Raw genomic sequence first — 17,195 nt, forward strand, 5'->3', positions numbered from 1 at the left:
ATATTCCAATATATTAAAACGCTCCAAGTCTATATCAGAACCGCATTCTAATCTTTATCCTTCTGACTTTTTTAAAAACCTTGCTACCCACGAACTGCTTCATACCGTTCTTTCCATATCCTTCCACACGAGGTTGCCTCTATAAAAGCTCGACAGAGCTACCCTCATATAACACAGAATACCCCACAATACACGTATCACTGTATTGCACATTCACCCAAAGACATCTCTTACATCTCAAACATATCTCACAGCACGGGATCTGTACATGCCATCCCAATATATAAGCTCTTGTAAATAGAGCGCCCAGACAACTATAAGATCTCCCGACTTGTTATAGAGATCTATTTATACCACTGTCTTTACGCTTCATAAAAAATACAAACCGCCCCATCCTATATTTTACCGCCCCGCCCAATATTACGATAGCTCTTAAGCCACTTGGGATGATTAGTAAGAGGCATACTTTACGCCTTTCTTAAACACGCACACACCAAACTCATATGACATGAAAAGAAGTAATTTTAATAGGTTTAAAATAAGAAAATTTATGATAATTAGATTTCTCATTCAACAGAGAGAAGGTTAAACTATCATGATAAATCAATATATTAGTAACAATCTCTTCATTCAACAAAGCACCTTCATAAGAGCATTTTAGATCACAGATAGGAATAAGCTCAAAACGCACACCGCCACGAACATCCCACACTTTTTATAGCAATATCTTTTGGCATAAATCATTTCCCTCTAAAAACACTTTTTGTTTGGCAGCCTCCCCAAAAAAGAACAAAAATTTTTAAACTCTAGCGATCTGTAAACAATAACAATCCAGCTTCTTATCTAACGCGTTCTCCCTGCTCACTTCCAATCACCCCTGCTCAAAGGACAGATTTCATGAGAGTTGTGATTTCCTTCCAACATCTCAAAGGACGATGACTCCTATCAGCAAAGGTTTGTAAACAATTCTACGTCTCTGGGCAAGTTCCTCTCTGCTTCCCCATTTATATGGTTTACTCACATAAGACTCAACGAACAAGCTCTGCTTAAAGCTATTCATCACGGTCGCTAAAGCGCATGCGTCATCATTTTAGCGACCTTACTACCTATGATGTTTTATCACATGCAACATATTGATTTATAAAGATAAGTATTCTTCATCTTAAATAAGGATTTTGAATAGCATAAAACTCTCTCATTTTAAATCTATTCTCTGTTGAATCAATCAAAACCATTTTCTTGCACATCATAAAGGACTTGCACATCACAAGGGAAGAGAGCCTGCGTGGCGTAAAACTGTACAAGAAAGGCATGCCTCTTATGTACCGTCTCAAGTGCCAAGAGCTGTCGCAATACCCACGAGCTGGCAAAGCATATGATAGTGCCAGTTTATTACGACACGGCGCTGTTTTACGTCACAGTGGATAACTCAATATTTTCAGTTTCTCGCACTTCCAATTTTGGCAGACTACGAACAATTTTCATTGTTTCCAAACTTACAGTAATAACCCGCTGAAACAATTCCAATGGATAAGCTGGATTACCCACCGTTTCAACAGCATAGCGATTAGCATCATTCACAATCCCACTCGCTTTGTCCGTTTTGACAATCTGCCGTTCCATAACCCATTCAAGAGCAGACCTGCCATTGACCACATAATCATAAGCTTCAAGAGGAATATTCTGCATCGTGATATGCGCATTATAAACCACTGTGCTCTTATCAATAGAACCACGCTTACCAGCAAATTTCATCGCTTCAACACGATAGAAACTCTTCTCATCAGAAATCATCCAAGTTCTTGGATCACCCTGTTTATAGGTAACAGGATAGGGCTCAACCTCTTCATAATTCATATGCAAATCACCAAGCTTTCGCCCCGCTGTTACAAAAGCCCAAAAATCCTCTACCTTTTTAACTGTTGGGATACGTGGCAATTCTTTAGATAAATTATGCGCATAACGAGCACGGTAATCTTCTGAATGCAAAATCCCATAAACATAATAAAACAAATCATCCTTTGTTATCATTTCGCCAGGATAAGCTGCCTTAAAATATGCCAACCCTTCATCCGTGAGAGCATCACGCCGCTGCAAACCAGTTTCTTTGCTTTCCTCTGCAAAATTTGCAAATAAATGAACCTGCTCTTCCTCTTTACCTCCTAAGGACTCAGCATCCTCATAAACATACCGTGGAAAACATTGACTACCACCATCCATCATATTTAAATCCGGTAAATCTTTAGTCATCAAAACAGAAAAACCGCTTCTTGCTCCCAACCCTGTAATTTGTATCACTTTATTTTCAACCGCTTTCCCCATCGGAAAGATACGCGGCATTTGGTAGACGCTATCATTAAGAGCTCGATTATAATAGAGCCACTGTCGTGTAAAGGGGCGATAAAGACTTTGCGTTAAGCAATCTTCCTTAAAGTTAAAAGACTTTCCTTTTACTAAATCCTGTTTGAGAGAATAATTCCAACTGATCTTTCTAGAATCTGCGTTAATAAAATCATTCACAGCATTTGCACGCACTTTGCGGTCAGAATGTAGATGCGTAACATTAAAACGCTCTACTTCACTATTATAGAAAGTAATCATATTGCTCATATTTTTTGCTAAAGCTTCACGGCTTGAATTATATGCCCATGCATCACGATTAGTTTTTACACCACAAGAAAACGTTTTAAAGAGCTTTTTATCACTGCCCTTCTTATCACCTAAGGCTAGAAATTTTTCAAAATCACTATTACGCTGATCCAGCCAATCGCCATGCTCATCTGGTGTAATCATCTGCCAGCCTTGTTCACGCTTGATACCGCCAACACTACTCAACCGCTGAAGTTTAGATAATTTCTCTTTTGTCGTGAGATTATCACCAATATCGTAATAGTGAATTTCGCACTGCTCAGTGACATTTGGATTTTTGATAAACATTGTCACAGCAATACCTGTCATGCTTCCACTGCCGAAAACATTTTGCCCTTCTTGAGCACGCCCTTTACTCAACATATTTTTGCGAATATCTCCTCGTAAATTGAGAACATAAATGCTCGAGAATTCTTCAGTCAAATTTTTTCTGAGTCCATCCATTGCTAATTTTTCAACATAACCAGAACCAGTCACAAAACCAACAACACCACAGTCTTTTATGCGATCACTTGCCCAGCGAATAGCACGAATATAACTATCATAAAGTCCATTAAAATTGCTCGCACTAGATTGAGCGGCATAGGTTTCACGAATGCGACAATCCAATTTAGGATAACCAATATTTTTCGCATTGTCGTTTTCGCTTTTTTGCCCCGAAGAATAAGGAGGGTTGCCAACAATAACACGAATATCCAGTTCCTTCTGGCGTGAGCGACGTGTGCTGTTATCCACCAGCAAATCACTGATCAGGTCTTTTTCTTGCTCATAAAGCTGGAATGTATCGGTTAAACAAATTCCCTCAAAGGGAATATAATCTCCCCCCATCAAACCATGATAGGTTGTCTCAATATTAATGGCTGCAATATAATAAGCTAAAAGCACGATCTCATTGGCATGAATTTCATGACAAAATTTGTGTTTCATCTCCTCTGGTTTTATCAGACCCGATTGTAAAAGCCGCGTGATAAAAGTTCCCGTTCCTGTAAAGGGATCCATGATATGCACATCAGATGAGCCAAGCGTTTGCCCAAATTCTTGCTCTAAGACATCATTGACAGAGTGCAAAATAAAATCCACAATCTCAACGGGGGTATAAACAATGCCTAGTTTTTCTACAGTACGTGGAAAAGCATAACGAAAAAACTTATCATAAAGCTCTATAATTAACCTCTGTTTTGCTTTTGGATCCGTAATGCCACTGGCGCGTAACTTTACACTTGTGTAAAATTTCTCGAGATCTTTGGATTCCTTATCAAGATTCGCCTCATCAAGCACATCAAGCATACGCTGCATAGCACGCGAGACAGGATTCTCACGTGTGAACTGATACCCTTCAAACAACACCTGAAAGACAGGACGCGTGATAATATGTTGTGCCAACATCTCAATCGCATCAGCCTCTGTAATCGCATCATTTAAATCATCACGCAGTTCTGCCACAAACCTATCAAAGGCTTGACGCGCCTCAGTATCTGGCTCTGCCAGAATACCTGTTAAGCGCGTGATATGATTCTTAGCAATTTCAGCAATGTTGCTCGCCCAATCTTCCCAATAATCACGTGTCCCACATTTCTTGACGATCTTTGCCAAAATCGCACGAGAAAGTTCATCTACGCAGAAAGAAAGCTGCCCTTCTACTTTCTCTGTACGAGTTAAATCATATTCCGGTGTTCCAATTCCCGCTCGTGCAGGCTGTGAGCGTAGTGGAAGATTGTCTACAACAGCTGTAACAGCCTGTAACTCAGTGCTCTGTGTGACGCCAATAATCTCAATCACATTGCTGATATCTTGGCTCAGCGATGCCTTATTAATCGTCGCATCAAAACGATCATCATGCGCACGCAAAGCATTTAAAATTTGCCAAACAACCCGATATTTATCATTGTTGTTCAAAGCCTGTTCCACTGGAATCCCAGAGGGAATGCCAATTGGCAAAATGACATACCCCATCTTTTTGCCCTCAGACCGACGCATCACCCGCCCAACCGCTTGCACAACATCAATCTGGCTCTTACGTGGATTTAAAAACATGATCGCATCCAGAGCCGGAACATCCACCCCCTCAGACAAACACCGTGCATTGGTCAAAATACGACAAACATCCTCACCACTATCAGCTTTCAGCCAATCAAGTAATGCACCACGATCCTTCGCATTGAAAGTGCCATCAACATGCTCAATTTCACACTTCAGAAAGTGCTCATTTTCCGTATCCTCTTTCGTATAATCAAGATATTCTCTAACAACCGCAGAAAATTCATCACGCACCAGTTCAGAACTTTTAATAGTTTTACAAAACGCTAAAGCACGACGCATGGGGTGTGGATCCGCACCAACATCAGCCTTCAGATCTTGTTTTGTCAAAGCCTTATAACAGCCAATAATCTTCGTTGCATCATCAAGAACAAGCTCAGACTGGTCATCACTAAGACGCTTCTGAACAGCGGAACTGACCAATTTTTCGTCCACTGCTAAGACAATAACCTTATAATCCGTTAAAAGATCATTCTGTACTGCCCAAGAAAAACCCCGATAAAAAAGTGTTTTACCAAAAAGCTTTTCATCATCCATCGAAGCAAGAACGGCATTAACTTCATTCGCACGACTTTTTGCGTTATCACCAAAAATGCGTGGTGTCGCTGTCATATAAAGGCGCTTCTTGGCACGAATAACATCATTAGAATGCACCTTAACAAAATTGGATTCATCCTCTCCAACCAGCGTTGCCCCTGTTGTACGGTGCGCTTCATCACAAATGATAAGATCAAATGTTGGCAAACCATACTTTTTCTGAGCATCCGCAACCACCTGAATCGAATGATAGGTTGCAAACACAACGCTCATCCTATCTGCAACACTCTTACCCGCCTGTTCTGCAAGTTTAGCAGCATCGGTTGTCGCCGGAAAAGCAAGATCAAACACATCAATTTCAGCAACATCATCACTATTTTTACGACGCTTTCCCACTTGTGTATCTGAACAGACAGCAAAGGATCTCAATCCAATTTCTGCATCCGTTGTCCATTCACGAACCGTCTGTGACATCAGTGCCAAGGAAGGAACAAGAAACAAAACAAACTTGCCTTCACCCGAAAAATCCTCAGCAATTTTAAGACTGGTAAATGTCTTACCAGTACCACAAGCCATAATAAGCTTACCCCGATCTGCTTCCATAAGTCCAGCACGCACATCACGCAACGCCTCCTGCTGATGTGGACGGATTTTCTTTTTATCCTCCAACACAACTTTGCCCTGGACTGCAAAAGTTTCCCAACGGATCGGACTTTGTTGTATATCGGAAAGATTAATCCGTATAACGGGAATATCCTGCCCCCGTATCATTGTTTCAGCGTTATCACTCCAAGCACTTTCAGTACTATCTATAATAACACGCCGCTTGAATGGAGCTTTCCCTGATGCCGAAATAAAACTATCAATATCTGCTTTTCTAATCCGATAGGCTGCATCATAAAATTTACATTGGATTGCCGCAAAACCCTCTTCATTACGAATCTTTGCCACAAGATCGATACCAGTATCACGACCATCCCAATCATTTTCACGAGCCCAATCTTTAAAGGTTTGAACCTTTTCATAACACCCAAACTGAAGAGGATCATGTGTCAGATAAGCAAGAGCAAAACGCTCAAAATACGTACCTTTGTCCCGTTCGGTACGCGCTTCGTCACGATATGTCTGTAAAAGCGATTGCAGCGTCGTCATGCTTCCCCCCCCCAATGAAAAATACTTTCAACTATCGAATCTAAACCAATTCGTCAATGCCTCTTGTTCTACCCAAAAGACTCTAGATAACTCGATTTACTAAATGAACTGACTATTTATAATGGAATATGTACTAAGCAAAACAAATGAATAAAGTTTTACTTATTAGCAAAAGAGTGGAATCTGCTCTTCCCCCATCCCTGATAAATATCATGTAATCACGCACAAGAATGTAGAGATTTGCTTTATTATTTGGGTGAGCTTCTTCTTGATGTTTATCTATTGAAAGAGTATAAAGTTCATACTCAGAAGGTGCTAAACGCAATAAAAGCATATCATAAAACCAATTACCAGCTATACCAATACACATAATAATGAATACAGTAATTAACATTCCCGGCAACATGAGCCCATAAGTGCATTTATCTCGTTCTCCCTACAAAACTGGATCTTCGTAAAAGCCTATATCTCCGCCGCATAAAGCCATAAAGAATCTTAAAACCAAACGTTACCAATACCAACGCCCCTCCCTTTGCCATACAATTTGTGACAAAAAACAGGGGCACGAATAAACAAAAGGAAAAGAAAAACTATAGAAGACCAACTCGCCTCGTATACCCGTTCGTTTTTTTGAGATATAAGCTGTTTTTCGTTTAAATTTTCTTCTTTTTTATCTTGTTTGTTAACAGATATACACTCCACTTCCCCTCTTAACTTTTAGGTTAAAATCCTAAAGTTATCGCGCCTTGTATTTTGTATAGTTATAAAAATACAAGGGAAATTTATTCATGATACGTTGGGCCGTAAAACGTCATCCTTTAACGTTATATAGAGCACACTCCACTTAACGAATAAAGCGTTTTCTAAAATGGAACAGCGAATAATGCTAAACTTTTCCTATCTATGTTTCGCTTCATAAACGCTTCTTCCAAGTGGAAAACATCTCAACAAATATGCTCCAATTGATAAAGCTTAATCGCGTGAAAGAGCGACAACAGGATCAAGCCGTGAAGCTTGCCGCGCTGGAGAAAAGCCAAAACATATTCCAATGAGGGTCGAAAAAGTAAGGGATAGGATGATCGAATCAATCGTATAAACCAAGTGGATAGGCGCCTTAAACAGAAGAAATAAACCACCGATAGAAAGCCCAAACAGAATCCCCAAACCACCACCAATGACACAAACCAAAACCGCTTCAATGAGAAACTGCTGCAAAATATCACTTTGGCGTGCACCAACTGCCATACGCACACCAATTTCATTGATCCGCTCAGAAACGGTGACCAGCATAATATTCATCACCCCAATACCACCCACAATCAGGGAAATCGCTGCAATTGAAGAAATTAAAAGTGTTAAGATATGTGTACTCTCCATGATACGTTCACGAAAGAATTCTGAATTTCTAATGAAAAAATCCTCTCCACCATGCCGCATAATGAGAAAACGTTTCACCATGTTTTCCGCTAAATGTGAATCGACATCATCAGCAATCCTAACGGTAATCGCACGAACTTCTGTTGTGCCAAGAAAACGCGTTTGCACTGTTGTATAGGGCAAATAAAGCTGTAATGTATTTGATGTATTTCCATTTGCGTTATTTTGCGAATCAACAACACCAATAATACGTGCTGGAACATTACCCACAAGCACCACTTTGCCAAGGGGGCTTTCATGGCTATGGGGAAAAAGAACAGACAATGCTTCTTTCTCAATCACGAGATCAACCGCCCGATCCTGCACACTTTTTTGATCAAAAAACTGTCCTTTGAAAACCTTAAGCCCCTGTGTCTGAAAGAATTGTTCTCCCACCCCCACAATGACGGCATTGACTTCAACTGCACCAAAACGCACTTTCGAGCTTGTTGAAATCTGAGGTGTTACACCAGAAACATAAGGTAACCCAGACAATGCTTCTGCATCAGCTTCAACAAGAGTTGTTATTTTCTCTGCTTGTGGATCAGAAAAACTTTTGCCAGGTAAAATTGTTAATGTATTAGCACCCAAGCTTTTAAAATTTTCCAAAATTTTCTCTCGTGTACCATTTCCCAAAGCGACCATAGCAATAATCGCCCCAATACCGATAATCACCCCAAGCATTGTTAAAAAAGTTCGCATTCGATGTGCATTCATTGCCAACAAAGCCATAACAAATGCCTCACGAAAACGTTCAACAAAAGACCGAAAAGAGCCAAGCTGTTGTTTAACTTTTAGTGTCTGTTTTTCGTAAAAAGACTGACTATCCGTTTTTATCTTTGCCCCCGCTGCTCTTTTCTTCGCAACCTTTGTCATACTGTCAGCAATAATTTCTCCATCACTGATTTCGATAATACGCTCCGCTCTTTTGGCCACCTGCATATCGTGAGTTACAATGATAATAGTACGACCTTCTTGATGAAGCTCATCCAAAATACGCAACACTTCCTGTCCACTCTGTTTATCCAGTGCACCTGTTGGCTCATCGGCAAGAATAACCTCCGCATTATTCATCAACGCTCGAGCAATAGACACCCGTTGTTGTTGACCACCTGAGAGTTGATTTGGACGATGATTCACCCGATCGCCCATGCCCAAGCGCGTTAAAAGATCTTGTGCACGCTTTTTCCTTGCTTCCACAGCACATCCTGCATAAATAGCCGGAATTTCAACATTCCCAAGAGCTGTCAATTCATTCAACAAATGATAGCGCTGGAAAATAAAACCAAAATGATTGCGCCGCAAAGCCGACAATTCATCAGCTGAAAGAGAGGCTGTTTCTTTCCCTGCAATCCAATAACGACCAGAAGTTGCCCGATCAAGACAGCCTAAGATATTCATTAATGTAGATTTTCCTGAACCAGAAGCTCCCACAATCGCTACCATTTCACCGCGCTTAATGGTAAGATTGATATCCTTCAAAACAGTAACAAATGTTTCGCCCGCTGGAAATTTACGTACAATATTTTCCAACACAAGGACAGCATCTGCTTGGTTTGTGTTCATGGCTTAAATCTCGTCTTCACTATGCACGTCAGAAGGTTCTGGCATCACCCCATCAGGCGAGCCGGTGATAACAACATCACCCTCATTAAGTCCTGAAACAATCTCTGCCATCACTTTATTATTCAAACCAACGCTCACCTGTTTAGTAACCACCTTGTTCCCCCCCTCCAAAACAGAAACCCATGCCTTATGCTCTTTTGTCTCATCGCGTAAAGCATCGCTTGGAACCAACAAAACATTTTGAGCACGCCCTAAGATAATATGAACTTGAGCAGTCATATAGGTTCGCAAAAAATTGTCCGCATTATCAACATGTAAAATTCCGTTATAATAAATAGCTGATGAGATTAAAGCACTAGACCCCCCTACCATACCAGGATTAATACTCACATCAGCACGAATTGCTTCAGGAGCCGGCTCTATCTTTTCTAAAACGCCCTCATAACGACGCTGCGAATTCCCTAAAACTGTAAAATAAAGTGGTTGTCCAGCTTGAACTTTAAGAACATCAGCTTCTGAAATTTGCGCCTTGATCGTCATCTTTGACAAATCGCCCAAAATAACAATTGTTGGCGCCGACTGAACCGCATTCACATTCTGTCCTTCTTCCACAACTGTTGCCAAAACCGTTCCCGCTGAAGGAGCAATGATGCGTGTATAACCTAAATTGACCTCTGCACTATCCACATCAATTTGTGCTTGCACAATCTGCTGTTGAAGTTGAGCAATTTGTGCCTCACGTATTTTTACTTGTGTCGCAGCATCATCGAGATTAGCCCGTGAAACCGCACGTGACTCGATCATTTTTTTCTGACGTGCTAAATTTTTCTGCGCAAGAGAAAGATGGGCTTCTTGTTCTACCAAACTCGCATAATAGTGAGATAATGCTGCTTTTTTTCTTTTTAAATCATTTTCTTGATCTGTAGGATCAATTTCTGCCAAGAGATCGCCTTCTTTCACAACACTCCCAGGAGAAACGCGCATTGACACCACACGCCCTGTTGCACGCGCACCAACAGCCACCAACCGATAAGGACGTACAAGACCAGAAGCTAAAACACTTTCCTCAATATCCCCACGCTTCACCACCGCGGTTATATAAGTTGGGCTAGATGTTCCAAAAACAACAGAACGCAACCATAAAAACAAGAGAAGAAGAAATATAGCAGCTAAAAAGAAAGAAAGTTTTTTGTGTTTTGTAATGAAATTTTTGAGTAGACTTTTTTTCATTTTCCTACCTTTGCACGCGAACGAGGTGCACCATCAACGACTTCCGGACGTGATACATCAACAACGCCATCCCAGCCCCCCCCCAATGCTTTCATCAACGTGATATATTGCGTAACCAAAGAAACACGGCTATCTTTAAGTGCCATTTGTGCAGAATAATAAGAGCGATCAGCGTTTAACAATTCAAGAAAACTGGTATTTCCATTCTCAAAAAGACTCCGTGAAAGTTTTAAGGAATGAAGAGAAGCTTTATTCGCAATGATCAGCTTTTCTAAGCGTTGATGTTCTTTAGTTAATCTTACCAGCGCATTTTCTACATCTTCTAAAGCTCCCAAAACAGCAGCCCGATAAGTAATAAAAGCTTGATCACGCTGTGCACGCGCTACCGCAATAGAAGCCTCAACCTGACCTCCATTAAAAAAAGGAAAACGCAAACCAGGCCCAAAAGACCAACCAATCGTTGAATTTTTCCATAACTGATCTATCGCCGTTGCGGCTGTCGAAATATTACCTGTTAAAGTAAGTGAGGGATAGCGATCTGCTTCACGTTGACCAATCCGCGCTGTCGCTTGCGCATATTGACGCTCTGCCCGTCGCAAATCCGGACGTGTTAACAAAATATTAGCTGGAATTCCTGCTGGTATCGGCCAGTGCGGTTGTGGAATCTTTGTATGCTTAGCATTTTTTTGTAAAAGAGCCTTCAATGCCGTAGGCACACGACCAGTTAAGACAGAAAGACGATGAACGCTCATTGCTAAATTCGCTTCCATCTGTGATATATCTGCTTCTGTATTTGCCATTTGTGCTTGCGCATTTGAAACATCGAGCTCAGAAACATCACCAGCTGTTAATCTAGCACGCATCAATTCATAGGTTTTACGTTGTGATACTGCAATTTGCCGCACAATTAACAATTTCTGTTGCCAACCACGCATTTGTACATAATTTGTTGCCACATCTCCTAACAATGTCACCATGGTAGCGCGCATATCTTCCACAGCCGCATCAAGACCATAACGCGCTGCTTCAACCGCTCGTTTATGCCCACCAAAAAAATCAAGCTCCCAGCTTGCATCAAAACCACTATGATATTGGTTTAACAATGCATCAGACTGTCCAGAATAACTACGGGTTCCTGAAATTGAATTGGACACATTTGGCAAAAGAGTTCCCACAACCTGTCCTAAACCCGCACGTGCCTCACGTACCCGAGCTTTGGCAACAGCAACATTATTATTTCCAGAAATCGCATAATCCATTAATGCATCTAGAACAGGGTCATTCAAACGCCGCCACCATCCGGCAAGCGCAACTGGCTGTCCTACAGTCTGTGCAGATTTTTCTCCCCAAACTGCTGGAACACGAAAAGATGTTTTCTGGTAATTAGGACCAACCATACATCCTGACAAAAGCAAACACAACAAGACACAAGAAAGTAATCCACGAGAAGCGCCCCTTTTGAGATTTCTGATATACATCTAGTCTCCCGCATTCTTTCAGAATCATTATTTAATATTAATACTTTATTTACCTCTTATTTCAAACTTGACGTGAAAAATCAAATACAGTTTGCACAGGAATATGATCTGAAGGGCGTTCCCATCCGCGCGCATCACGAAAAATCGAAAGATCTACAACAAAAGGTGCTAAATCAGGAGAAGACCAAACATGATCAAGCCGCCGTCCATAATCGGTAAATGCCCAATCGCGTGCACGATAACTCCACCATGTGTAAAGCTTGGTAGGAGCAGGAATATGAAACCGCATCAGATCAACCCATCCACCTTGACAACACAAGTCCTGTAAACGCTCGGTTTCAATGGGAGTATGGCTTACAACCTTCAACAATTGCTGATGAGACCAAACATCCTCTGCCAAAGGAGCAATATTTAAATCGCCCACCAAAAGAGAAGAAAGACCATCTCCTTGATCCGCACGTATAGAGGACATTTCTTCTAAAAAATCAAGCTTATGCCGAAATTTTTCATTCACATCAGCATCTGGAATATCTCCCCCAGCAGGAACATAAAAATTATGAATCCGCAAGTTTCTCCCATGGGCTTCCACAATAACTGAGATATAGCGACAATCTTGGTTTTGGCAAAAGAAACGCTTTTCTACCTTTTTAAAAGGCAAACGAGAAACAATAGCCACCCCGTTATAAGATTTTTGTCCACTCAATGCGATATGCTCATAACCCGCTGCTTCAAAAGCCCCCACTGGAAATAAAGCATCTGGACATTTTGTTTCCTGTAGACACAAAACATCTGCGGAAAAGAGTTCCAAATACTGAAAAACCTGTGCAAGACGCAAACGAATAGAATTAATATTCCAAGTTGCAATACGAAATAACATCCATTTCAATCCCAATGAAACAACACCGCACTATTTCTTCGAAGGAAGTGCAAACATTCCATTAGCGAAACGGACGTCTGTCCGCACATTCATAATCTGCACAGTAGTTTCCAAATTTTGTTGGTCAACAATTGTCCACTGCCGCAAAGCAGAGCCTTTAGAATCAAAAACCATCCTTATTTGCCCTGCCCCAATCGTTTTATCACGCAGAACAATCGTCACAGCCCCTGGATCTTCGCGAAATGCCAATAACCGCCCAGAAGACACATCAATTTTATCAGCCAACAGAAACTTCATTGGCGTTTGCGAAAGTTGTGAAAAGTTCCAAGTATTCAAAGCCCGATTGTTAATACCTACAAATTGGCCATCTGCAATAATCTGTAAAGGCATTTTCTTATAAATAAAACGAATTTTCCCTGGGCGCTCTAAATAAAATGTCCCTTGGGACATTTTTCCCTTTGGACTAAACTGAATAAAATCACCCGTCATTGTTTTGATTGCCGCAAAGTGATTTACAACATTTTGCGCCTTTATCACTTTATTAGACGCTTGCGAAAAAACAGGAAAAGTTAAACACCAAAAGATAATAATTCCCACCAACCCAAAGACTCTTCTTTGCGGAAAAAAAGACGTTTTCATAAAAAATGCTCCCAAGCAATGTTTAATTGACTTTATAATTTATAACTTAAGTGATCAACGATGAATAAATACCCTTCTTTATAAAATAAAGATATTGTTTGAAAAAACTATCAAAAGATTTTTAAAAGTATTCTTCTTCGACCGTCCCCAAAACTTTCCGCTTACCCACATCATTTTCTGGACTAATAATGCCTTCTCCTTCCATCCTTTCAATCAATGTTGCGGCACGGTTATAACCAATGCCTAAACAATGTTGAATATGAGAAGTTGAAGCACAATAGCAACAGCTTGACTATAGGGATCATCTGCTAAAGAAAAAGCCAAAGAAACATCCTTCTTTATTGCCTGCGGTATCGTTTCCAAATAATCAGTCTGCGTTTAAATTTCCGAAGGCATTCAAATTTCCCGCTTTTCTGCTGATTTTCTAAACGCATAATATATTCTTTATATATTCTTTCCCACCCCTAATCTGTGAAGCAATATAAATTATAGTCAATACATAACGGATTAAGTACTAAACATATATTGCTCGCGAACCTGAAAACTCCTTTAAGTGGCAAAAATGCTTTTTTGACTTCCTTCCAATCCAAAAGAATAAAAATTTTCACCCGAACCAGTCTGTAAACAGTTTGAAGTTTAGCAGATTTCACTTAGCTTCCCACCCCATATCATTCATCTATATAAGGCTCCACAGATAAGCCTTGCCCCTAAATATTTAGAGCGCACTTAAAAAGACACTTAAATATCAAGCCTTACATGCTTTTATACCCCTACACTCGCAATAACATTATTTTATACCAAGATATTGATTTATAATAAATTATCTTTTTAACTTAAATCATAACGCCAAATACAGGAAGATTCTCTCATCTCATACTCTCTCATATTGAATCAACTCAAATCATTTGCTTGCACGTTACAAGCAAGGTTGGTGTATGGATAAAAGTTATATAAGATAAAGAATCCCCTTATAAAGAGTCTCAAGTGCCAAGGAGCTATCGCAAATCGAGAACTGGTATATGAAAATACAGACTTTCTACGATACAGTAGGATAAACACTTGTTTTATAAGATGTTATAGAAAGCAACTATAAAGATTTTTCAAAAGCGTTCTTCTTCGGCAGGCACTAAAATTTCTCGTTTCCCTGCGTGATTTGCTGGACTAATGATACCTTCTTCTTCCATCCTCTCAATCAATGTAGCAGCACGGTTATAACCAATGCCTAAACGGCGTTGAATATAAGAAGTCGAAGCCTTACGATCACGAAGCACAATAGCAACAGCTTGGCTATAGGGATCATCTTCTGAAGGAGAAGCTAAAGAAACATCAGCACCATCCTCTTCAACTTCTTGCGTAATTGTTTCCAAATAATCAGGTCGTGCTTGCGCTTTGAGATGCGCAACAACCTGCTCCACTTCATCATCTGCAACAAAAGGACCATGCACACGTTGAACACGTCCTCCTCCCATCATAAAGAGCATATCTCCTTGTCCCAATAATTGCTCAGCCCCCTGTTCGCCCAAAATTGTTCGGCTATCGATTTTTGAACTTACAGAAAAAGAAATACGTGTAGGAAAATTGGCTTTGATCGTCCCAGTAATAACATCGACAGAAGGACGCTGCGTCGCCATAATCACGTGGATACCGGCAGCACGTGCCATTTGTGCCAAGCGTTGAACCGCGCCTTCAATGTCTTTACCAGCAACCATCATCAAATCAGCCATTTCATCAATAATGACAACAATATAGGGCATAGGACTAAAATCAAGTGTTTCCGTTTCATAAAGAGGCTCACCGGTCTCGCGATCAAATCCAACTTGAATTGTCCGCGCCATTGTCTCTCCCTGACTTGCTGCTTCCCTAAGACGTGCATTAAACCCATCAATATTACGAACGCCTAATTTTGACATTTTACTATAGCGCTCTTCCATTTCACGAACAGCCCACTTTAAAGCAATCACGGCTTTTTTAGGATCTGTCACCACGGGTGTTAATAAATGAGGAATGCCATCATAAACCGAAAGCTCAAGCATTTTCGGATCCACCATAATGAGACGACATTGTTCAGGTGTCATACGATAAAGCAATGATAAAATCATTGTATTGATAGCAACAGACTTTCCCGATCCTGTTGTACCAGCAACCAAAAGATGGGGCATTTTTGCTAAATCTGCAATAACAGCTTCCCCCCCGATTGTCTTACCCAAAGCAAGTCCTAGCTTTGCTTTGCTGTCAATAAATTCTTGCGCCTGCAACATTTCTCGTAAATAAACCATCTCACGCTTTGCATTAGGCAATTCTATTCCAATCACATTGCGTCCTGGAACCACCGCAACACGCGCTGAAATCGCACGCATCGAGCGTGCAATATCATCTGCCAAACCAATAATACGGGAGGACTTAATGCCAGCAGCCGGTTCAAATTCATACAAAGTCACCACCGGTCCAGGACAAGCATCAATAATTTGCCCTTTAACTCCAAAATCTAACAAAACCCCTTCAAGTTCCTGAGAATTTGCTCTTAAAACAGCAGGAGAAAGTTTTGCATCTCTAACAGACGGTGGTGGAACCGAAAGATAATCTACAAGAGGAAGAACAAAATCACCATTTGAAGAAGCTGTTAAAGACTTTCGATTTTTAACAGAAGAAACATAGGTTTTATTTTGATTTTCCTCACACTTTACTTTTTCACCCAAAAAAGTTGGCTCAATCCGATCAAATGGCTTTCCTTGCACCTTACTCTGAAAACGCCTTTTGAAACAGAAAAAACGAAAGAAACGCGCTTGTAAAAAATAAAAAAGATGTAAAAGAGCGCCAAAAGTTGTCGCAAAAAAACCATGATTTTCACGATCATCCTCTGCAGCATATTCCGTATCTTCTTCCAATTCAAAAACTGGATTAACGATTGCATCTTTTGGAATGCTTTTTTCTTTTCTTTTCTTTGTTCGACGCCGCCATATCACATTGCCAGCAAAAGCAGCAGTGAAAAAACCTAAAAGAATAAAAACAACACTGAAAAACACCGTGTAAAGAGGAGAAAGAAAAAGAGGAAAAACTGAAGAAGCAACACTTAAAGCTTTATCTCCTAAAACCCCTCCCAATCCCATTGGCAATGGCCAATAAGTAAAAGAAGCAACAGGTGACATAAGGGCAAAAGCAATTAAAAAACAAATCGTTGATAGCGCCCATAAAAAAAAGCGCAAAGTCAAATTGTAGATATTCTTTTGCGCCAACAAGAGAAAAGACCAAAATAATGGCGGTAACAAAACAGCAAGACTTGCCAAGCCAAAAAACTGCATAATAAAATCTGAAAAAATTGCCCCCATCCACCCCATAAGGTTTGTAACCTCATTTGTACTTGCATGGGTTAAAGATGGATCCTCAACATTCCACGTCGCCAAAGCAAATACACAAAAAATAATAAAGCCCAAAAGCCCAAGCCCAATAAATACCCCTATCTGACGTAAAAACATCTCAATAAGACGCGAACCTTGAGAATTTCGCACTTCTAATGAATCATAAGGAGAAGAACTTCGGTGCATCTATCAATTCCAAATACAAAATTTTCATATTTTAAAGAGTTATAACTCTCTCTCGTAAAAAAGGATGAAGCT

At 40.4% G+C, this 17,195-nt stretch carries 7 protein-coding genes and 1 pseudogene; all 8 read right to left on the minus strand.

The window, feature by feature from the left end; genetic code table 11:
- Window positions 1-1,410: 1,410 nt before the first annotated feature.
- On the minus strand, window positions 1,411-6,375 hold the full coding sequence (locus ACFIKE_RS03130; RefSeq protein WP_375648374.1) for a DEAD/DEAH box helicase: 4,965 nt from the start codon (window positions 6,373-6,375) through the stop codon (window positions 1,411-1,413).
- A 972-nt stretch (window positions 6,376-7,347) separates the two neighbouring features.
- Window positions 7,348-9,357, minus strand: coding sequence for a MacB family efflux pump subunit (locus tag ACFIKE_RS03135; RefSeq protein WP_375625214.1), 2,010 nt, complete (start codon window positions 9,355-9,357; stop codon window positions 7,348-7,350).
- Window positions 9,358-9,360: 3 nt separating this feature from the next.
- On the minus strand, window positions 9,361-10,587 hold the full coding sequence (locus ACFIKE_RS03140; protein WP_375625213.1) for an efflux RND transporter periplasmic adaptor subunit: 1,227 nt from the start codon (window positions 10,585-10,587) through the stop codon (window positions 9,361-9,363).
- Complete coding sequence (locus ACFIKE_RS03145; RefSeq protein ID WP_375648375.1) at window positions 10,584-12,065, minus strand: efflux transporter outer membrane subunit; 1,482 nt, start codon at window positions 12,063-12,065, stop codon at window positions 10,584-10,586. The genes ACFIKE_RS03140 and ACFIKE_RS03145 overlap by 4 nt, the downstream gene beginning before the upstream one ends.
- Window positions 12,066-12,126: 61 nt before the next feature.
- On the minus strand, window positions 12,127-12,942 hold the full coding sequence (locus tag ACFIKE_RS03150; protein ID WP_375648389.1) for an exodeoxyribonuclease III: 816 nt from the start codon (window positions 12,940-12,942) through the stop codon (window positions 12,127-12,129).
- A 30-nt stretch (window positions 12,943-12,972) separates the two neighbouring features.
- A complete protein-coding gene (locus tag ACFIKE_RS03155; RefSeq protein WP_375648376.1) occupies window positions 12,973-13,581 on the minus strand; it encodes an outer-membrane lipoprotein carrier protein LolA in 609 nt (202 codons plus the stop codon).
- 121 nt (window positions 13,582-13,702) lie between these two features.
- Window positions 13,703-13,950: pseudogene (locus tag ACFIKE_RS03160) on the minus strand (DNA translocase FtsK); the annotation flags it as partial.
- A 731-nt stretch (window positions 13,951-14,681) separates the two neighbouring features.
- Window positions 14,682-17,123, minus strand: coding sequence for a DNA translocase FtsK 4TM domain-containing protein (locus ACFIKE_RS03165; RefSeq protein WP_375648377.1), 2,442 nt, complete (start codon window positions 17,121-17,123; stop codon window positions 14,682-14,684).
- Window positions 17,124-17,195 lie beyond the last annotated feature (72 nt).

Origin of the sequence: Bartonella sp. MU70NMGDW (assembly GCF_042194085.1) — a bacterium.
GTDB classification, from domain to species: Bacteria; Pseudomonadota; Alphaproteobacteria; order Rhizobiales; family Rhizobiaceae; genus Bartonella; species Bartonella grahamii.